The sequence below is a fragment of the Consotaella salsifontis genome, from assembly GCF_900167365.1.
GTDB classification, from domain to species: Bacteria; Pseudomonadota; Alphaproteobacteria; order Rhizobiales; family Rhizobiaceae; genus Consotaella; species Consotaella salsifontis.
This window is the reverse complement of sequence record NZ_FUXL01000018.1, coordinates 1-18,236: the sequence shown is the minus strand read 5'-3', so window position 1 is coordinate 18,236 and position 18,236 is coordinate 1. Positions and strand designations below refer to the sequence as shown.

Annotated in this window: 18 protein-coding genes; 10 read left to right on the top strand and 8 right to left on the bottom strand. The window is 63.5% G+C overall.

Going from position 1 to position 18,236, the window contains the following annotated elements; translation table 11 throughout:
* Positions 1-91: 91 nt before the first annotated feature.
* The 3 genes from B5D38_RS18885 to B5D38_RS18875 form a co-directional block, all read right to left on the bottom strand.
* Positions 92-1,240 carry a DegT/DnrJ/EryC1/StrS family aminotransferase gene (locus B5D38_RS18885; RefSeq protein WP_078710016.1) on the bottom strand — a complete coding sequence of 383 codons (1,149 nt, stop codon included), beginning with the start codon at positions 1,238-1,240 and terminating at the stop codon, positions 92-94.
* A gap of 232 nt (positions 1,241-1,472) precedes the next feature.
* Positions 1,473-1,700 carry a hypothetical protein gene (locus B5D38_RS18880; protein ID WP_078710015.1) on the bottom strand — a complete coding sequence of 76 codons (228 nt, stop codon included), beginning with the start codon at positions 1,698-1,700 and terminating at the stop codon, positions 1,473-1,475.
* A 117-nt stretch (positions 1,701-1,817) separates the two neighbouring features.
* Positions 1,818-2,210, bottom strand: a complete 393-nt coding sequence (locus tag B5D38_RS18875) for a GFA family protein (RefSeq protein ID WP_078710014.1) — start codon at positions 2,208-2,210, stop codon at positions 1,818-1,820.
* A gap of 146 nt (positions 2,211-2,356) precedes the next feature.
* Here B5D38_RS18875 and mog point away from each other — a divergent pair, with 146 nt between their 5' ends.
* From mog to pdeM, 4 genes are all read left to right on the top strand, one after another.
* Positions 2,357-2,878 carry a molybdopterin adenylyltransferase gene (mog, locus tag B5D38_RS18870; protein WP_078710013.1) on the top strand — a complete coding sequence of 174 codons (522 nt, stop codon included), beginning with the start codon at positions 2,357-2,359 and terminating at the stop codon, positions 2,876-2,878.
* A 113-nt stretch (positions 2,879-2,991) separates the two neighbouring features.
* The gene (locus tag B5D38_RS18865; protein WP_078710012.1) at positions 2,992-3,207 is read left to right on the top strand and encodes a TOBE domain-containing protein; all 216 of its coding nucleotides are present in this window, start codon (positions 2,992-2,994) and stop codon (positions 3,205-3,207) included.
* Complete coding sequence (gene tsaA / locus B5D38_RS18860) at positions 3,207-3,701, top strand: tRNA (N6-threonylcarbamoyladenosine(37)-N6)-methyltransferase TrmO (RefSeq protein WP_078710011.1); 495 nt, start codon at positions 3,207-3,209, stop codon at positions 3,699-3,701. The genes B5D38_RS18865 and tsaA overlap by 1 nt, the downstream gene beginning before the upstream one ends.
* Before the next feature lie 80 nt (positions 3,702-3,781).
* Positions 3,782-4,477, top strand: coding sequence for a ligase-associated DNA damage response endonuclease PdeM (pdeM, locus tag B5D38_RS18855; protein WP_078710085.1), 696 nt, complete (start codon positions 3,782-3,784; stop codon positions 4,475-4,477).
* A 91-nt stretch (positions 4,478-4,568) separates the two neighbouring features.
* On the opposite strand, the gene B5D38_RS18850 is transcribed toward pdeM, so the two are convergent.
* Complete coding sequence (locus tag B5D38_RS18850; RefSeq protein ID WP_165690910.1) at positions 4,569-8,438, bottom strand: peptidoglycan-binding protein; 3,870 nt, start codon at positions 8,436-8,438, stop codon at positions 4,569-4,571.
* Positions 8,439-8,797: 359 nt separating this feature from the next.
* Between B5D38_RS18850 and B5D38_RS18845 the strand changes: the two genes are divergently transcribed.
* Positions 8,798-9,205, top strand: a complete 408-nt coding sequence (locus B5D38_RS18845) for a MerR family transcriptional regulator (protein ID WP_280949405.1) — start codon at positions 8,798-8,800, stop codon at positions 9,203-9,205.
* A 72-nt stretch (positions 9,206-9,277) separates the two neighbouring features.
* On the opposite strand, the gene B5D38_RS18840 is transcribed toward B5D38_RS18845, so the two are convergent.
* Positions 9,278-10,339, bottom strand: a complete 1,062-nt coding sequence (locus tag B5D38_RS18840) for a YihY/virulence factor BrkB family protein (RefSeq protein ID WP_245319385.1) — start codon at positions 10,337-10,339, stop codon at positions 9,278-9,280.
* A 205-nt stretch (positions 10,340-10,544) separates the two neighbouring features.
* Between B5D38_RS18840 and B5D38_RS18835 the strand changes: the two genes are divergently transcribed.
* A complete protein-coding gene (locus B5D38_RS18835) occupies positions 10,545-11,180 on the top strand; it encodes a S24 family peptidase (RefSeq protein ID WP_078710008.1) in 636 nt (211 codons plus the stop codon).
* 62 nt (positions 11,181-11,242) lie between these two features.
* Here the strand turns inward: B5D38_RS18835 and B5D38_RS18830 are convergent, their stop codons facing one another.
* Entirely contained in the window at positions 11,243-12,148 is a 906-nt protein-coding gene (locus tag B5D38_RS18830; RefSeq protein WP_078710007.1) for a LysR family transcriptional regulator, read from the bottom strand.
* Positions 12,149-12,245: 97 nt separating this feature from the next.
* Here B5D38_RS18830 and B5D38_RS18825 point away from each other — a divergent pair, with 97 nt between their 5' ends.
* Positions 12,246-13,118: an aldo/keto reductase family oxidoreductase gene (locus B5D38_RS18825; protein ID WP_078710006.1), complete on the top strand. Its 873-nt coding sequence runs from the start codon at positions 12,246-12,248 to the stop codon at positions 13,116-13,118.
* Positions 13,119-13,262: 144 nt separating this feature from the next.
* Here B5D38_RS18825 and B5D38_RS18820 read toward each other — a convergent pair whose 3' ends face one another.
* Complete coding sequence (locus B5D38_RS18820; protein WP_078710005.1) at positions 13,263-14,924, bottom strand: lysine--tRNA ligase; 1,662 nt, start codon at positions 14,922-14,924, stop codon at positions 13,263-13,265.
* A 251-nt stretch (positions 14,925-15,175) separates the two neighbouring features.
* On the opposite strand from B5D38_RS18820, the gene B5D38_RS18815 reads away from it, so the two are divergent.
* Positions 15,176-15,601: a tellurite resistance TerB family protein gene (locus tag B5D38_RS18815; RefSeq protein ID WP_078710004.1), complete on the top strand. Its 426-nt coding sequence runs from the start codon at positions 15,176-15,178 to the stop codon at positions 15,599-15,601.
* A 31-nt stretch (positions 15,602-15,632) separates the two neighbouring features.
* On the opposite strand, the gene B5D38_RS18810 is transcribed toward B5D38_RS18815, so the two are convergent.
* A complete protein-coding gene (locus B5D38_RS18810) occupies positions 15,633-16,466 on the bottom strand; it encodes a transporter substrate-binding domain-containing protein (protein ID WP_245319382.1) in 834 nt (277 codons plus the stop codon).
* Between the two features lie 503 nt (positions 16,467-16,969).
* On the opposite strand from B5D38_RS18810, the gene B5D38_RS18805 reads away from it, so the two are divergent.
* Positions 16,970-17,971, top strand: a complete 1,002-nt coding sequence (locus tag B5D38_RS18805; protein WP_165690909.1) for a glycosyltransferase — start codon at positions 16,970-16,972, stop codon at positions 17,969-17,971.
* Between the two features lie 35 nt (positions 17,972-18,006).
* A partial coding sequence (locus B5D38_RS18800) for a helix-turn-helix domain-containing protein (RefSeq protein WP_131829905.1) occupies positions 18,007-18,236 on the top strand: 230 nt, incomplete at its 3' end.

Genomic DNA, 18,236 nt, shown 5'->3' with positions numbered 1-18,236 from the left:
GCCAAGCCTCAGGCGGACCGGCTGAAGAAGCCGGCCAGCGAGTTCGCAGACGGCCTCGTTCTCTCGCCCAGAGGCGGCAGGCAGAAGAAGATCACGCGCGAGCATGGATCTCGTCCAGGCTCTGTCGCACAGACTGGATGATGTAGTCCTGCGTTTCGTTGTCGAGATAGGGATACATCGGCAGGCTCACGACGATCTCCGACAGTCGGTCGCAAACGGGAAGTGTGCCGCCCGAACGCGGGAAAGCGGAATAGGCCGTCTGGCGATGCAGCGGCTTGCCGTAATAGATCACCGTCGGCACGCCTTTGCCCTTCATGGCGGTCATGAATGCATCGCGCTGGCTGGAGAGCGTGACCGTGTATTGGGCCCAGGTCGACTGCGCGCCGCCGATCACCCGCTGCGTCTTCACCACATCGCCCAGTCCGGACGCATAGCGATCGGCCACAGCTTGGCGGAGTTCAATCTCCTCTGGGAAAACCGTCAGCTTTTCAAGCAGAACGGCGGCCTGGATGGTATCCATGCGACCGTTCATGCCGATGCGCACGTTGTCGTAGCGATCCGTGCCACCGCCGTGAACGCGCAGCGACTCCATCACCTTCGCGAGTTCGGCATCATCGGTCTGGATGGCGCCCCCATCTCCGTAGCAGCCGAGAGGCTTTGCCGGATAGAAGCTTGTCGTGACGACATCCGCCCAGGCATTGGCCATCTTGCCATCGAGAGTCGAGCCGAAACCCTGCGCCGCGTCCGAGATCAGCTTGAGGTGATGCTTCTCGCAGATCGGCTTGATCGCCGGATAGTCGGCGATCTGGCCGAAGAGGTCGACTGCGATGACGGCGCGGGGCCGCAGTTTTCCTTCGCGCTCCACCTCTCCGATGGCAGCCTGGAGGCTTGCCGGGTCCATGTTGAACGTGTCCTCATGGACGTCGATGAAGACCGGCGTCGCGCCAAGCCAGGCCACCACCTCGGCCGTGGCGGCAAAGGTGAAGCTCGGCACGAACACGGCGTCTCCCGGCCCGATGCCCCAGGCCATCAAGGGCAGCGCCAGAGCATCCGTGCCCGAGGAGCAGCTCAGGGTGTGGGCAACGCCCGAGAAGGAGCAAAGGCGCTCCTCTAACTCGCGCACATCCGGGCCCATGATGAAGGCGCAAGAATCGAATATGGCCGCGATCCGTCGATCGATGCCACTGCGCAAGCGATCCCGTTGAGAGGCAAGGTCGATGAACGGGATCGGTTTCAGCATGGTTCAGGTCCTCAATTTCACGCATGGCTTTTTCGAACGACCGCTCAAAGCCCGTTTCGGGTTTGAGCCGAGCGTTCCAAGCTCGCGAGACGGCTACACCTTTCCAATTCGAGGTCAAGGATTGAGCCCAAAACCGCGTTTCAACATTTGTCGCAACGAAGGGGCCGGCGTGAATCCAGCCGTTCCACGCCCTAGCCCCTTCGCCAATATGCGGTGGGCCGAGCCGGCGCGCTCAGTAGGCCGGCGGGTCGCTGGCGGGGAAAGACTCGTCCACCGCCTCGTCCACCTTGTCCCAGTCCCCGGACGCTCGGCGGCCCGGTTCGCCGCGAAGCCGGGCGCCGGCACCCTCCCCTTTGCGGAATCCCACCATGAGCGCCTCCTCCTCGCGCCGCTGCTGTCTCAGAAGCAGACATGCACCGCCGACCAGAGCGGCTAAGAGCACGCGATGACGAAACTTCATGATCACACTGTCCCTTTGGGCATCATCCAGTGGCGGAAAAACGCAAGAGAAGAAGATCGGTTCACCGGCAGCGCGATTGTGCCTCTGCCTATCTTTAGGCCATGGTCTCCCAACCGCCTATTCCTCCGATCGACTCGTGGCGTCGCGGTCGCGCGGATATCGCCTGAGGAGAGGGAAAGGTGGCAGCCACGATTCGCGGCGCACCGTCCAGAGCTCGTAGGTTGGCTTCATCTGATCAGGCTCATCCAGGGCACCCAGGCTCACCTCGACCTCGTCGCCACAGCGTGAGAACACCGACGAGCCGCAGCGCGGGCAGAAGAAGCGTCCGGCATAATCGCGCGTCTCGCCCTCGACCGTCACCGCATCCTCGGGAAATATGGCGGAGGCATGAAACGGGGCGCCGCTGTGTTTGCGACAGTCGAGACAATGGCAAAGTCCGACGCGATAGGGACGCCCCATCGCCGCGATGCGAACCGAGCCGCAGAGGCAGCCACCGGTGAACCGATCCATGCGCTTTCTCCTTGAGGAACGTTTGATCCTGTCCAGAGCAGCCATGAATCGTGACGGATCGAAGGCGTCGCATCATCCGGGCTGGCATGACAGCGCCCGTTAACGTAGCTGTCGGATCGACACCATCGTGAAAGGAACGAGACGAAGTGGTTCAGATCGGCATCCTGACAATCTCCGACCGCGCCAGCCGCGGTGTGTACGAGGACAAGAGCGGCCCAGCCATTCAGGCTTGGCTTGAGCGGGTCGTCGCTTCGCCCTGGACGCCGGTCTACCGCATCGTCTCGGATGGAAGGAAAGAGGTGGCCGAAAGCCTCGTCGCGCTGTGCGACCAGGACAAAGTGGATCTTGTCCTCACAACCGGCGGCACTGGGCCGGCGCCGCGCGACGAAACACCCGAGGCCATGGCCGCCGTACTTGAAAAGGAGCTGATGGGCTTCGGCGAACTCATGCGCCGCATCAGCCTCGAGCAGACGCCGACCGCCATCCTTTCGCGCCAGACCGCCGGCACGCGTGGCCGCACCTTGATCGTCAACTTGCCGGGCAAGCCGTCGTCGATCGACATCTCGCTCAAGGCGGTCTTCCCCGCCATTCCTTATTGCCTCGACCTCATCGGCGCGGGGCGCATCGAGACCAACCCTTCGGAGCTGGTGGCTTTCCGTCCCGCCTAACCCGCTATGTCTCAAAGGCGCGACACGTTGGCAGGCCACGGCGCCTTGCCGATTGACGACGATATGTAGCGAAACTACACATCGATCGTGTCGATCCGGCAAAGGAGGTTTCAGTGAAGATCAGCGCGCGCAACCAGCTCAAGGGAAAGGTGATCTCAATCGTGAAGGGCGCGACGACGTCGCACGTCAAGATCGACATCGGCGGCGCGACGGTCACGTCCTCCATCACCAACGAGGCGGTGGACGATCTTGCCCTGAAAGAGGGCCAGGACGCCTACGCCGTAATCAAAGCCAGCGATGTGCTCGTCGCTGTCGACCATAAATCGTGATGGTTCGGCGCGACGAAATGCGCGACGGCGAACGCGCCGTCGCGACCCCACCCGCCACTGATGCGGGATTGGTCTTCATCGGCCGCATTCACACGCCTTGGCAGGACCGGATGGAGTGCCCCCGTCAAGGGCGCGCGGATGGGCCACTTTGCCAAATCGTGATCGATGATGTCTGGAAGGATGCGCTGAAGGATATCGAGCTCTACGATCGACTGGAGATCCTTTATTGGCTCCATCGCTCCCGGCGCGATCTCGTTTGGCAATCGCCCAAGAGCGACGGCACCACGCGAGGCACATTCTCGCTGCGGTCACCTGTGCGACCCAATCCGATCGGGACCAGCGTGGTCTTCGTCGAGAGGGTCGAGGGCACGACACTTTTCGTCCGCGGCCTCGATTGCCTGGACGAGACGCCGGTGATCGACATCAAGCCGGCGCGCGAAAGCTTCGTCCCACTTGCCCCGCCCACGCCAGGCGATGCGATGACCAACGCGTGAGGCAAGGGCCGTCCCCTTGCGGCGACGTGGGAAATCGACTCGATTGGTCGCTCGGCGAATCAGTGACGAGCGTCCTTTCGATGAACATCGCGCACATCTGCGGCCGGACGCTGCAGCTTGAGCTGAACGGCGTAGAGGTTGCCTGCGATCCCGCGGGCATTCTCGTCGTACCGTCAGAACGCACGCTTGTCGTGTCCGATCTTCACCTGGAGAAAGGTGCCGCCTTTGCCCGGCGTGGCATGTTTCTTCCGCCCTATGACACCGCAATGACCCTCGCCACTCTATCCCAGGCGATCGAGCGTCACACCCCTGACCGGGTGATCTGCCTTGGCGACAGCTTTCACGATCGACGCGGCGCCGACCTCATGCCTGCGCCTCTCCGCGAGCACCTCTCTCTCATGATGACAGGGCGGGAGTGGATCTGGATCAGCGGCAATCACGATCCGGAGCGTCCGAGCCTTGGCGGCGAGTGGACAGAGTGCTTTACCATGGGTGCTCTCTCCTTCCGGCACGAGCCGCGCCCCGATGCGCCCGCCGGAGAGATCGCCGGCCATCTCCATCCTGCCGCGCGTGTCGCATCGCGTGGCCGCTCCGTGCGTGGCCCCTGCTTCGCGACCGACAGACGGCGCATGATCATGCCGGCCTTCGGCGTGACAACCGGCGGATTGAACGTGCTCCATCGAGCTTTTGACGGCCTTTTCACCGGCGAAAGGCCGATGGCGGGGGTCATCGGCCGCGACAAGGTCTACCCGATTCCCTTTTCAGCGCTGGTCTGACTCTTCCCCCCAAATGGCCGCACATCAGCAAAAGGCCCGGTTGCGGAGCGCAGCCGGGCCTTTTTGCATCCATTCGTTTGGCGAGACGACGCTATCCGTCCTTGCGCGCGAGCAATGCGCGGATGAGGGACTCGTCGATCGCGCCCGAGGGCTGAAGCCCCGCCTGCTTCTGAAAGGCGATGATGGCGCTCGTCGTCTTTTCGCCGACGACGCCGTCCGGCTTGCCGGGGTCATAGCCCAGCTTGATCAGGATCGCCTGGATGTTGCGAACGGCGCGGCCCATGTCGATCGAAGAGGTCTGCTCGGTGGAGACCGACCACTCGGCGGGCACATCGACTGTGTTGACGGCGTCCGGCACGGGCTCGGCCGTCCATGTGGCCACCTGCTTGTTGATCTCGTCTCGCGTGGCCGGCAACAGCGACTTCGCCACCTCGTCCATCTTCGACTTGGCATCCGCATCGCCGGATTTCGCGGCGATGGCGAACCAGCGGAAGGACTCCTTCATGTCCTGCTCGACGCCTGCGCCTCGCGCATAGAGAATGCCGAGATTGTACTGGCTGTCGCGCATGCCGTGCTCGGCCGCCTTGCGGAACCAATCGGCAGCGGTTTCCGGCTCGGATTTGCCGTCGATACCGGTGGCGTAGAGCACCGCCAGATTATGCATGGCCCGGACGTTGCCCTGCTCGGCAGCCAGCAAATACCAGTCACGCGCCGTGGCCGTATCGCGGACGACGCCATTGCCCTTTTCGTAGAGGGTTCCCAGGCTGTATTCGGCTGGAGCAAAGCCACTTTTGGCAGCGGCCGCGAAGAATGGCAGCGCCTTGGCGATCGACGGCTCGCCGCTCCGCCCTTCCATGAGCCGAAGACCAACCTCGAAAAGAGCCTTGGCATCACCCGCCTTGGCTGCATCGGACAGGGCCTGCGTCCCTAGACCGGACGGAACATCCGGTAGCGGCTGCCTGGCCTCAGCGGGAAGCTTGGCCATAACGTTCTCCATGATCGCGGATTTGTCTGCAGATGGGCCCGCGAGAGACTTCGGTTGAGCGGAGGCGCCTGCAGCCTCCTGCATCTTGGCATTCGCCAGGAGGTCTTCCATCGCCACCGGCGGCAGCGGTTCGGGCATCGGTTGAAGAAGAGTGGGGGTGGCGCTCTTCAACGACGAAGATTCTGTTGAGGCTACGGCGCGTGGAACATCGACGGCGGATGCCTCGGCGGCGACCGACTGCGTTGTCGTCGCGTCCTCCACGGGCTTTTCCGCGGCCGGCTCCCGCCTCTCACTCTCCTGCATGGCGGGCAGCGCGGACGCCTCGAGATTGACCGTCTCGCCGCCGACTCCGGCCGCGTCGCTGGCAAGAAGGGCGCGACCGATCGGCATGGCCGCCAGCGCCAGAATGATGGCGCTCACGGCCATTAGGATGGGTTTGCGCCGCCGCGAGACGAGATCAACAAGCTTGCCCGCGCCAGATGTTGCATTGTCCTCGGTTGTTGAGGAACGCAGCTGATCGGCCTCGGCAGCAGCCGCCATGGCCGCGCGGCGCGCAGCCGCAATGAAATCGGCCTTGCCCGCCAACTCGTCGCGCTTGGCCTCGTCGGCCTGCGCCGCTCGCACACGGTCGAGAAGCGCCGCGACGTTCGGAATGCCGGAGCCGGGAGCGAGCGGACGGTCGGCCTCCGCGTCATCGATAATATCCGCCGCGTCCAGCGAGGGCGCAGCGAGAGGCGAACGGACCGGCTCTGCCTGGGGCCAGGGTGTCCCAGCCACATCGCCCTCGCCGTCCTCTTTCTCTGCAACCAGCTCCTCGACTGAGGCGGAGGCAACCGCGGCGGCGGCCTGTCTCAATCCGCTTTTCGGCAAGGCTGGCTTTTGCGCCGAATCTCCCGCATGGGCAGCCTCGCGCGTGGGGGCCGGCTGGCGGACCGTCTCCTCCTGGAGAAGCCGCGCCTGCACCATCTCATGATCGATCTGGTCGAGCCGGTCTACGATCTTGAGCAGCGTCGAGTGCATTGCCTCGAAGACGTCGTTGGCGCGCTCGTCGGTTTCCCGCGCCAACGCCTCGAGTGCCCGCAGATCTTCCGAAAGGCGCGCGACATGCTCGCTCTCGCGCTGCTGTTCAGCCTCGAGCATGCGCGAAACGGCCTCATCCGCCGCCGCCCGCGCCGACGCGATCAGGTTGTCGCGGTCGTCGTCCAGACGTCGCTCGATCGCCTCCAGCCGCTGGCTGATCTCCTCGTCGATTCCCTCGGAAGCAGGCAGAACGGCCGCGCTGAGCGCCTGCGACAACCGGCCGATCTGATCCTGGAGCGATGCGACGATTTCGGGATCGACCTGCGCGGCCATGACGCCTTCGAGGCGCGTTGCCAGGGCGGCAAGCCGAGCTTCGATGGGACCGGTATCGAGCTTCGGCTGCTCGGCCTCCAGGAAAAGTGTCTCCATTCGCTCCGAAAAGCTCTGGAGCCGCCCTGCCAGTTCCTCAGCCGAACCGTCCGCCGCGATTGCATCAAGGCGCGCGGCGAGATCGGCGATCTGCCGTGACATGGCTTCGGTTTCGCTGTCGTCGCCGAGTCGATCGACGCGTGCCGCGAGACTGGCGATTCGCGCCTCGATGCGCTCGATCGGCGCCATGTCGATCTCTCGCGACGCCTCGCGGGATACCGCCAGGATGGCGCGCGAGATTTCATCGAGGCGATCCTCGAGCGCCTTGAACTGTTCGACATCCGGCTCCGCCTGACGCCGAGCCAAAGCGTCGACGCCGAGAGCCAGCGCGTGGATGCGCTCCTCGAGAGGCACGATCACCATCGCATCGGGAATGCGCGCCAGCGAGGCTTCGATCTCGCCCATCCTGCCGCTGAGCGCAAGAATGCTCTCCTCGATCGTCTTCGAGGCAAACTTTTCCTCCAGGGCGCCCCAGCGCTCCTCGACCGCCTTCAGCGATTCCTCACTGGCGAGTCTTTCGAGCTTGGCGCGAAGAGCGTCGAATTCGCTCTTGAGGAGCTGCGTCAGCTTCTCCTCGGTGCGGGCGGGATCGTTCTCGTGATAGTGGACCTGAAATTCCTCCCAGCGACGCACCGCGTCGCGAATATCGTCTTCCTTGGCGAGAGAACGCAGCGAATCACGCAGCCGCTGTAGCTCCTGCTTCAGCTCGGTGCGCTCCTCGGAGGTCGATGCGAGTACGCCATCGATGAGTTCGGCCGTCCGGCGCGGCTTGGCACCGGCTTCATCCTGCGCCTCATTCGCGAGCACCCGCACCTGATCGAGCTCTTCCTCCAATGCCTCGACCGCCTGGCGGTCGGCGCCATCGCGGCCAAGTGCCTCGAGCGCGTCATAAAGCCGCGTCATCTCGGCCGACAGGATATCCATGTCCTCACCGTTGGCGATCATCACGCGAAGATCCTTGAGACCCTCGCGAACGCCGTCGAAGCGGCCGAGGAAGCGCAGCTCCCGCTCCTGACGGATGTCACGGCGGAGCTGACGCAGCTCGTCGGCGATATCGACGACGACGCCCATGCCCTGCCCGCGGTGGCGCAGCGCCTCGATCTCTCCGGCAAGCAGCCGCAGCGAGTCATCGGACATCGGCATGTCGCGGTGAGCGGGCGCCGCTTGCGCCGCAAGTTCCTGGCGGCCAACGCCGGCGGGATGCGAACCATCGGCGCCTGGCTGCTGGCGGCGAGCCAGCTGGTCGTGCATCCGGCGCTGCATGACAAATTCGGAAGCCGCATCCTCCCAGCTCGTGCGGGAGACGACGGGCTGCGACGCGGCCTGAGGCACCGCGGCTGGGGGGGTGGTATGCGGCCCGGTCGCTCGCACCGGCAACGCAGGCTCGTCTCGCTTCTGCGGGCGAGACCGCTGCAACTGCGCCAGCCGCGACTCGAGATCTTCCAGGGTTCGACTCAAAGCGGAAAGAGACGCTCCCTGCCCAGCCTCATGGGGTCCCGCCATATCGGGCTTTGAAGGGGTTGCCATCTCACCCATCCTTATCCTCGGCGCCTCTTCTTGAGCAGCGAGCGATGCTCACTGCCCGCTGGCTCTGGGGTGCTTCCACGGAAGATACGGTTAACATCCACCTAACGAGGCGACCCCTTCTTCACCCTTTAGTAATGGAACCGTGACTGAAGCTGGATTAAGCTCTGGTAAATGAGCGTAAACTATCCGATCTCTCCCATTGGTTCGGCTTGTTTATGATTGCTCGCTGAACCTAGACCGAATGGAGACTGCTCTGCCGAATGCGATCCGGGATCGCTGGGAATATCATGATGATTACCACGGACAGGACCGACAGGTCCGATGACGATCCGACGCCGGACATTAATGTCCTACTGGGTTTGTCGACGGATGAATCCGCCAGTCAGACCACTTTTCGCATAGGCGATCTGGCCCGGGAGTTTGGCGTGACGCTTCGCACGTTGCGCTATTACGAGGACCGGGGTCTCATCCAGCCGGAGAGACGCGGCACGACGCGCATCTACTCGCGCCGAGACCGGGCTCGCTTGCGACTGGTTCTGCTGACCAAGCTTCTTGGCTTCTCGCTGACCGAGGCCAAGCAGATGATCGAGCTCTATGGTCGGCCAGGCGGCAAAAAGCTGCAACTCGAGACCGCCCTGGAGCGCTTCGAGGAACAGAGGCAGATTCTCGAGGAACAGCGCGCGGAGATCGAGCAATCATTGGCCGCCATGGAAATTGCCATCCGGCATGTGAGGGGTCTTCTCGACAAGATGGACGGTGAAGGATAGTGCCGCGGTCGCGCCGCTGTCCTGGAAAAGCCTCACGTGTTCCAAGAAGAGAAGCGCCGCCATTGCGGCGCTTCAGCCTTTTCGCCAGCGTCGGTGCAGAAATCCCGACTTTTCGAGATGCGGCGTCCTGGTTTTTGCCGTGCTCTCCCCGATCGTGTCGGCGACACGGGCACCGCGCTTGCCGAGCGGCTTTTCGGGTCGATCGGTAGTGTCGAGCGCGGTCTGATGCTCCATCTCGGCGTTCACCTCGGCGCCGATGATGAAGATCAGTGAGGAAATCCACACCCACATCATGAAGCCGATCACCGCGCCAAGCGGCCCATAGGTGCGGTTGTAGTTGGCGATGTGCTGGAGATACCAGGAGAAGGCGACCGACATCACCAGCCAGGCGATCGCAGTAAGCATCGCGCCGAAGATCACCCAGCTCCACCGGGCGCGCGTCCGGCTTGGCCCGAATCGATAGACGAAGGCGATGGCGCCCACCAGCAGCAGAAAGACGATCGGCCAGCGGGAAAGGTCGATCAGTCTGTCAGCGACACCGGAAAGCCCGAACACAGAGAGGATCATGGGCACGAGGCCGACGGTCACGAGCAGCAGCGTCCCAATGCAGAAGGCGCCCAGGGTGAAGGCGAAACCCATGCCGTAAAGCTTGAGGAAGCCGCGCTTCTCGATCTCGCCATAGGCGACGTTCATCGCCTCGAACAGCGTCATGATGCCGTTGTTGGCGCTCCACAGCGAAAAGAGAAGCCCGCCGATAAAGCCGATGGAAAGCGATGTGCCGGTCTCTGTCGTCAGTCTTTGCAACTGCGACTGAATGAGATCGGCACCCGCGGGCGGCAAAACGGAGTTGAAGAAGGCGATATGTCCGGCGATCGTCGTCGGATCGGCCACCATGCCGTACAGCGAGACGAACACGCCGACGGCGGGAAAGATCGCGAGAAGAAGGTAGAAGGTCGCTCCCGCGGCGATCAGCATAACCCGGTCGCGGAAGAAGGAGCGCGCGATCCGCGCGATGATGTCCTTCCAGCCCTTGAGAGGGATGGCGGCCGGGCTCCCGGCATCACGGCCCCTCCCCGGCTCACTGGCGCGGCGACGCGTTTCCTCAGTGGTATCGGGAGCAAAACGCACACTCACCGGCCCCTCCCGCTGAATTCTGTCAGCATTGCATGTGACACCTCAAAGGCGCTTGCGTAGACGGCCGGTGGGCTGCTCTTGCGCATGCAGTCGAGCCAAGATTAAGCCCCTGTCCCACCCTTTCAAGACGAAGGCCCTAGACTTTCAGCGATCAAGCGGATAGAACAAAAAGGTATTTATTCCTTTACCGACAAAAAGGTGCGCGATGTTCTCGCACGATCGCGTCTGGGCGGCTATCGATGCCATGGCGGCGCGACAAGGGCTAAGCCCGTCGGGCTTGGCGCGCCGGGCCGGGTTGGACCCGACGACGTTCAACAAGTCCAAGCGCAACGCGACGGACGGACGGCCCCGCTGGCCATCGACCGAATCGATCTCCAAGATCATCCAGGCCACCAACTCGAGCTTCGACGAGTTCGCCGATCTCGTCCGCGAGGGCGGCCCACGCCGTATCCGCTCGATCACCGTGCCTTTGCTCGGCCTCGCCCAGGCGGGCGGCGGCGGCTATTTCGACGACGCCGGTTTTCCCGCCGGTCAGGGATGGGACGAGATCCAGCTTCCGCCGACGGATGAGGATGCGGTCTATGCGCTGGAGGTCACGGGACAATCGATGATGCCGCTTTATCGGGAGGGCGACATCGTCATCGTCTCTCCAACGGCTTCGCTGCGCCGGGGCGATCGGGTCGTGGTCAAGACGCGAGAGGGCGAGGTGATGGCGAAGGTGCTCCAGCGCCAGACGGCGAAGACCATCGAACTCGCCTCGCTGAACCCGGACTTTCCCCCCCTGCACTTCAACGTCGATCAGATCGACTGGATGGCGCGCATTCTCTGGGCGAGCCAGTGATTCAGGCGCTCCAGTAGAGGTCGCCACCGGCCCAAACGATCGCAAGGCAAGTCGGGCAGCTCTTACGCCCCGGCTCCGTTCCTGATGAAATCGACGAAGGCCCGCAAGGGACCCGGCACAAGGCGGCGTCCCGGATAATATAGGAAAGGCCCTGAAAAGCTCTGCCACCAGGGCTCAAGGACCGGCTCAAGCTCTCCACTCTCGAAATGAGGACGCAGCCAGTCCTCGAACAGATGCACGATGCCGATCCCCGCGATGGCGGTCGCGACGGAAAGGTCCACGGCGCCGCCGATGATGACCGTGAGCGGACCTTGAGGATCGACCTCGACGACCTCTCCGTCCCGCTCGAACTCCCATGCGGCCATTGCGCCACTCAGAAACTTGCCGCGAATGCAGGCATGGCGGAGCAGATCGCGCGGGTGCTCCGGCCGGCCGTGGCGATCGAGATAGGCCGGCGCGGCCGCCGTTGCGAAGCGTTGGACGCGGGGGCCGATGGGCACCGCGATCATGTCCGGCTCCAGACGTTCATCATAGCGAATGCCCGCGTCACATCCTTCGGCGACCACGTCGACAAAGCCTTCCTCCACGATGACCTCGAGCCGAATGTCCGGATAGGCGGCGAGAAAGGCCGGAACGATGGTCGGCAGCACCAGCCGCGCCGCGCTCAAAGGAACGTTCAGCTTCAGTGTCCCCGCCGGACGGTCACGAAATCGGTTGACCGTGTCGAGCGCCGCATCCAACTCGCCGAAGACCGGCGTCAGGCGCTCCAGAAAGCCGGCGCCGGCCTCAGTAAGGGCGACGGTGCGCGTCGTGCGGTGAAGCAGACGCACCCCAAGGGCCGCCTCGAGACGCCGCACTGCCTCGCTCATCGACGAAGCGCTGACCTGCGAATGGCGTGCGGCGCCGCGAAAGCTGCGGGCCCGCGCAACCGCCACGAACACATTGAGATCATTCAGATCGATCGCCATCGTTCAGCTTTCCGCACAGCCCGTACGGATAATGCCGGATTATCGTACGCCGCACCAGGATCTATCTGCGGTTCAGCTTCAACAGGAGAGTCACCCCATGACCGCAATCGAACGCTCCGGTACCTTCACGCTCGGTAGCCGCACGGTGAAGCGCCTCGGCTATGGCGCCATGCAACTCGCCGGTCCCGGCGTCTTTGGCCCGCCGCGCGATCGCGATGCCGCGCTCGCCGTGTTGCGCAAGGCCGTCGAGAGCGGTGTCGACCATATCGACACCAGCGACTTCTACGGGCCGCACATCACCAACCAGATCATCCGCGAAGCGCTCTCGCCCTATCCGGACGACCTCGTGATCGTCACCAAGATCGGCGCGCGGCGCGGCGAGGACGCCTCTTGGCTACCCGCCTACTCGCCCGAGGCACTGAAAGCGGCCGTTCACGACAACCTGCGCAATCTCGGCCTGGACGTGCTGGACGTCGTCAATCTGCGCATCATGTTCTCGACTCACGGCCCGGCCGAAGGGTCGATCGAGGAGCCGCTGACCGTTCTCGCCGATCTGCAGCGTCAGGGGCTCGTCCGTCACATCGGCCTGTCCAACGTGACGCCGACCCAGATTGCCGAGGGCCGGCGCATCGCCGAGATCGTCTGCGTCCAGAACATGTACAACATCGCCCACCGCGACGACGATCGGCTGATCGATGACCTTGCCGGCGAGGGCATCGCCTACGTCCCGTTCTTCCCGCTGGGCGGCTTCACGCCGCTTCAGTCCTCGTCGCTCTCGGAGGTTGCGCAGCGTCTTGGGGCGACACCGATGCAGACGGCGCTCGCCTGGCTGCTGCGGCGCTCTCCCAATATCCTGCTGATCCCTGGCACGTCCTCGATCACGCATCTCGACGAGAATCTCGCCGCTGCGGAACTCGATCTTCCGGCGGAGGCGGTGGAAGAGCTGAACGCCATCGCCGCGCCTCGATAAACCGTAAGCGCAACGGTCCGATAGCCTCGCCCGATGAATCTATTCCTGAAGATGAATCAGTTTTTCAGGCGGACGTGCTATCACCCTGTCAAATCAACCGATCCCGCGAGAACGACGCTCGCGGGATCGGGAATTCTTCCGGCATCAGGCCGCGCCAAGCCGTCCCTCCAGCGCCGCCGCAATCAGCTTGCGCGTTTCGGCGATGCCATAGAGCGCGACGAAGGAGCCGAAGCGCGGTCCCCGCTCCTGCCCCAGCAGGACCTGATAGAGAGCCTGGAACCACTCCACGGAGACACCAGGGCCACCGTCCGGCCCTTTCTTCTTAAGGTCCTGATAGCGCTCGATCGGGCGCGCAACGTCGAGAATCGCGTGTTGGATAGCCTCTCCGTCGGCGTCGGCCGGCAAGGCGGCGAGCTTCGAATCCAGCACTTGAAGCGCTTCGCGCTCCACATCGTCAGGAGTCTTGAAGGTCTTGTTCGGCTTGACGAAGTCCTCAAAATAGCGAAGCGCGTAGCCAACCAACCGATCGAGCTCGGGGTCCGTTTCCGCCGTCACACCCGGCTGATAGCGGCTGATGAAGCCCCAAAGTGTTCCCTTGTCGCCAGCGTTCGAGGCGGAGACGAGATTGAGCAGCATGGCGAAAGGCACGGCGATGCCATGCTCCGGCGGGTTTCCATCGTGGATATGCCAGACCGGATTTTGCAGCCTCTGGGCCGTGGGCTGGCGCTGAAAGGCCGAGACGAAGGCATAATAGTCGTCGACAGCCTTCGGAATGATGTCGAAGTGCAGCTTCTTCGCCGTCTTCGGCTTGGTGAACATGTAGAGAGACAGACTCTCGGGAGAGGCATAGGTCAGCCACTCGTCGATGGTCAGGCCGTTGCCCTTGGACTTCGAGATCTTCTGCCCCTTGTCGTCGAGAAAGAGCTCGTAGTTGAATCCCTCGGGCGGATTGGCGCCCAGGACGCGGCAAATCTTCGAGGACAGCGTGACCGAGTCGATGAGGTCCTTCCCGGACATCTCGTAGTCGACCCCCAGCGCCGTCCAGCGCAGCGCCCAATCCGCCTTCCACTGACACTTCACCCTGCCGCCGGTGATCCCGGTTTCGACGCGTTCGCCCGTCTCGGGATCGATGTAGGCGATAAGGCCGCGCTCGACGTCGCGATCGACCATCGGCACCTGAAGAACGACGCCGGTACGCGGCGAGATCGGCAGGAACGGCGAATAGGTGGCGCGACGATCTGGCCCGAGCGTCGGCAGGATGATTTCCATCACCTCGTCGTAGGCGGCCAGCATCTTCAGAAGCGTCTCGTCGAATCGCCCGGCGGAGTAATAGTCCGTCGCGGAGGCAAACTCGTAGCTAAAGCCGAAGCGATCGAGGAATGCCCTCAGGCGCGCGTTGTTGGCGGCGCCGAAGGAGGGATATTCGTTGGAGAAGGGATCGGGGATGCGCGACAGCGGACGCCCGAGATAGGTCTCCATCATCTCTCGGTTCGGAACGTTGTCCGGCACCTTCCTGAGGCCGTCCATGTCGTCCGAGAAGCAGAGCAGCCGGGTCGGCACCGTGTCTTCCGTCAACACGCGAAAGGCGTGGCGCACCATCGAGGTGCGTGCAACTTCGCCAAACGTGCCGATATGCGGCAGACCGGAGGGCCCATAGCCCGTCTCGAACAGAACTTCCTTCTCGGGATTTTTCTTCAGCCGCTCGACCAGCTTACGCGCTTCCTCGAAGGGCCAGGCGCTCGAGGTTTTCGCTTCGGCGACGAGGCTGGGATCAATAACGAGCGGCTCGAGCTCTTGGGCGGCCATATTGTCCTCGGATTTCGAGTTCGTTGCCCTACGCCGAGGGTTTGATGCCGAGCCTCCGCCTCTGCCGGCGGCCGATCAAAAAAACCCGCGCAAGGTCCTGGATCGCCTCGTCTATGGCGGCCGGACGTTTCCGTCAACAAAGTTGACATGAACAGGGCGGCCTTGGCCATCCCACGGTCAACACTTGTGGGACACCCCAACCGCACCTAGCTTGAGGGCACATTTGCAAGAGGAAAAGGAAACGAACGACGATGTCGAAGGTGGGTCCGCAAACCGAAGCGCAAAGCGCGCTCATCCACCTCATGGTTGCCATGTCGGCCGCCGACGAGACGCTACGCGACAGCGAATTCCGCCAGATCAGCCTGATCCTGCAGACGCTTCCCGTGTTCGATGGATTTGACCGCGACCGACTGGGCAGCATCGCGGCCGAGATCGGCCTTCTTCTCGACCAAACCAACGGCATTGATACCATCATCGAGCATGTCGCGACCTCGGTGCCTCGCAAGTTTCACGAGACCGCCTATGCGCTTGCCGTCGAGATCGCGGCGTCCGACCGTTTCGCCAGCCAGCCGGAGCTTCGTCTGCTCGAAATGATTCGCGATCGATTGGACCTCGACCCTCTGGCGGTGGCCGCCATCGAGCGCAGCGCTCGCGTGCGCTACCGCCTGCCGGACTGATGAGCGTCAGGCGCGGCTGGCCCAGCAAGGCTCAGAAGGCACTGACCGGAAAATACCGTAGCAGGAGTTCCGAAAAGCCGCCCTTCGCGACGACCCTGCCGATTGCATAGTCGAAGGCGGTCGCCAGTTCGGCGTCGTCGGGCGAAACGGCAATCGCCAGCCCCTCGCCCAGGAACCTGTCGGAGAGATAGGGCCCGCCGGAAAAGACGCAGCAGCCGCCGGCGTCATTGCTGGAGAGCCAGAACGAAAGGTCGACACCGTCACCGAAAAGAGCGTCGACCGTTCCGGCCTTCAGCGCCTCCAACGCATCCTGCCGGGTCGGAAACGGCTTGGCCAACAGCCCCGGAAAGAACGCGGCGAACATCGCTTCGTGAGCGCTGCCGGCGACCACCGCGACCGTCTTGGCCGAAAGCGAGCTGACCATTGGCTCGGCCAGCGGCTTCTCCTTCAAGGTAATGAAACGCGCCGGAAACCGGAAGAACGGTTGCGTGAAGGCGAATTCGCGCCGGTTTTCCGGGGTCACGGCCAATCCCGCGAGGATGGCGTCCCCCTTCTTGGCCTTCAGTGCCGGCCCGAGATCGCGAAACGGCATGGCCTGGATCTGGCAGCGATCGGTCACGCCGAGTTCGGCACAAATCGCCCTCGCGAGATCGACATGGAAGCCCGAGAGCCTGCCCCTGTCGTTGAGAAAGTTGAAGGGCGGAAAGTCGACGCTGGTCAGAAAGCGTATCTGCCGCCTCTCGCTGAGGTCCGGGCGAGAAACCCGCTGATGTTGATCCCAGAAGTTCGGAACCTCGACCTGTTGCGCCATCGCCGGCCCCAGCCAGAAGACTACCGCTGCGGCAAAAGTAACCAAACCATGCAATCTCAAGGCGATTCCTCTCCTGGTTGGTTCCTACAACCGAATTTCTACCGGAAGATAATTCAGTTCAGCGAACTTCTGAACTCAAAGTGGCGTATTTCGGGTGTCGGCGCGTGCCCAGCGACTTGATTGATCTGCCGTCTGTGAAGCCTTCCGTCCCGTTCGGTCAAGCGGCAAGAATGCCAGCGTCTTGCGGAGGTGACCTTGACCGGACCGCAACGGGTCGATCGGCGATGCCCGGTCCGCTCGAGATCGCGCCATCGCCAGGGCTTCGAAGCAGCAGATCGCCGCTCGCCGAGGTCTTGTCTCGGCTTGCGCTTCCATCCGGCGCCTTTTCTCGCGCCCAAGCGGCGGCACGAACCAACGGCACGAACGCCACAGCGGAACTGCTCTGTGCGGGCATCGTCTCGGAAGATGCTGTTGCGGACGCCGTTGCGGCAGTTCTGGCACTTCCGCGAGGTCATCTAGGACCCGGCGATGCCGTCTTGTCGGACCGAACGATCAGAATGGCGGACCAGCCTATCCGCGTCGTCAAGGCCTATGATGCCGAGCGAGGCCTCAAGACGCTCCTGGCTCCGACTCTGGAAACGATCGACGTTCTGCGCCACGTCCTCGATCGAAGGCCCACCATCGCCCGGCGAATTCAAATCGGTCTCGAAAGCGAGATCGAAGCCCACGCGGCGGAAACGTCTTCGGCCCGGCGCTCGCGAGACGCCCAGATCAGTCTGGCCGAAACGCAGCCGGGTTTTTCCGCCCGGCAGACTCTCTCCGGCGGGCAGGGTTTTGCTGCCGCATGCCTCCTCCTGCTGTCCGGCTTCGCCATGGTTGGAGCGATCGGCGCCTGGCTGGACGCGCTCCACACGATGTCGGCATTCCTGTTCCTCGCCTGCACCGCAGTGCGCCTGTGCGCCGCGGTCGCGCCCTTCGGGAGCGAGCCCGACGCCGGAAGTCCCGCCGAGCCCCTCCCTGTCTATACGCTTCTCGTCGCGCTTTATCATGAGAGCACGGTGGTGGCGTCTCTCGTCGAGGCCCTGGAAAAGCTCGACTGGCCGAAAACCAAGCTCGACATAAAACTGGTGTGCGAGGAGGACGACGCAGCGACGGTGGCGGCTGCCGAAATGGCGGCGCGTGGTCGTCCCTACATCACGGTCCTTCGCGTGCCACCCTCCTTGCCCCGCACCAAGCCGAAGGCGCTCAATTTCGCGCTGCCAATAGCGCGTGGCAGTCTCCTGGCGCTCTATGACGCGGAGGATCGGCCGCATCCCAAGCAATTGCGACAGGCACATGCCGCCTTCGCTGCGGAAGGGCACGATCTTGCCTGCGTTCAGGCTCCCCTCGTCGTGTCCAACGGCGACAAACATTGGCTAGCCGCGCTTTTCGCGCTGGAATACGCGGCACTTTTTCGCGGGCTCCTGCCCTTCCTGGCGGCGCGAGGAATGCCGATTCCCCTAGAGCGGGATGAAGTTCGGCAGAATCGGAAGAGGATTCCATCGGAGGCGCCAATCTGATTCAACATGCTGGCTGGAGACGGAGGCCAGCATGGATGGGTCGACCTTATTCGATGGATCTGCGCGAGCGGGTGGTTGCGGCGGTGCTTGAGGGCGGGCTGTCGCGCCATCAGGCGGCGGAGCGCTTCGGGGTTGCGGTGAGCACGGCGGTCAAATGGCTGCAGCGCCACCATGAGACGGGCAGTGTGGCGCCCGGCCAGATGGGTGGGCACAAGCCGAAGAAGATCGCCGGCGCGCATGCCGAGTGGCTGCGCCGGCGCTGCAC

Bases quoted from the DNA above. Each gene is read 5' to 3' on its own strand.
- B5D38_RS18875 (WP_078710014.1), bottom strand. From the start codon at position 2,210: ATGGATCGGTTCACCGGTGGCTGCCTCTGCGGCTCGGTTCGCATCGCG.
- B5D38_RS18805 (WP_165690909.1), top strand. From the start codon at position 16,970: ATGGCGGACCAGCCTATCCGCGTCGTCAAGGCCTATGATGCCGAGCGA.
- B5D38_RS18825 (WP_078710006.1), top strand. From the start codon at position 12,246: ATGACCGCAATCGAACGCTCCGGTACCTTCACGCTCGGTAGCCGCACG.
- tsaA (WP_078710011.1), top strand. From the start codon at position 3,207: ATGGTTCGGCGCGACGAAATGCGCGACGGCGAACGCGCCGTCGCGACC.
- B5D38_RS18885 (WP_078710016.1), bottom strand. From the start codon at position 1,240: ATGCTGAAACCGATCCCGTTCATCGACCTTGCCTCTCAACGGGATCGC.
- B5D38_RS18880 (WP_078710015.1), bottom strand. From the start codon at position 1,700: ATGAAGTTTCGTCATCGCGTGCTCTTAGCCGCTCTGGTCGGCGGTGCA.
- pdeM (WP_078710085.1), top strand. From the start codon at position 3,782: ATGAACATCGCGCACATCTGCGGCCGGACGCTGCAGCTTGAGCTGAAC.
- B5D38_RS18835 (WP_078710008.1), top strand. From the start codon at position 10,545: ATGTTCTCGCACGATCGCGTCTGGGCGGCTATCGATGCCATGGCGGCG.
- B5D38_RS18850 (WP_165690910.1), bottom strand. From the start codon at position 8,438: ATGGCAACCCCTTCAAAGCCCGATATGGCGGGACCCCATGAGGCTGGG.
- B5D38_RS18815 (WP_078710004.1), top strand. From the start codon at position 15,176: ATGTCGAAGGTGGGTCCGCAAACCGAAGCGCAAAGCGCGCTCATCCAC.
- B5D38_RS18830 (WP_078710007.1), bottom strand. From the start codon at position 12,148: ATGGCGATCGATCTGAATGATCTCAATGTGTTCGTGGCGGTTGCGCGG.
- B5D38_RS18820 (WP_078710005.1), bottom strand. From the start codon at position 14,924: ATGGCCGCCCAAGAGCTCGAGCCGCTCGTTATTGATCCCAGCCTCGTC.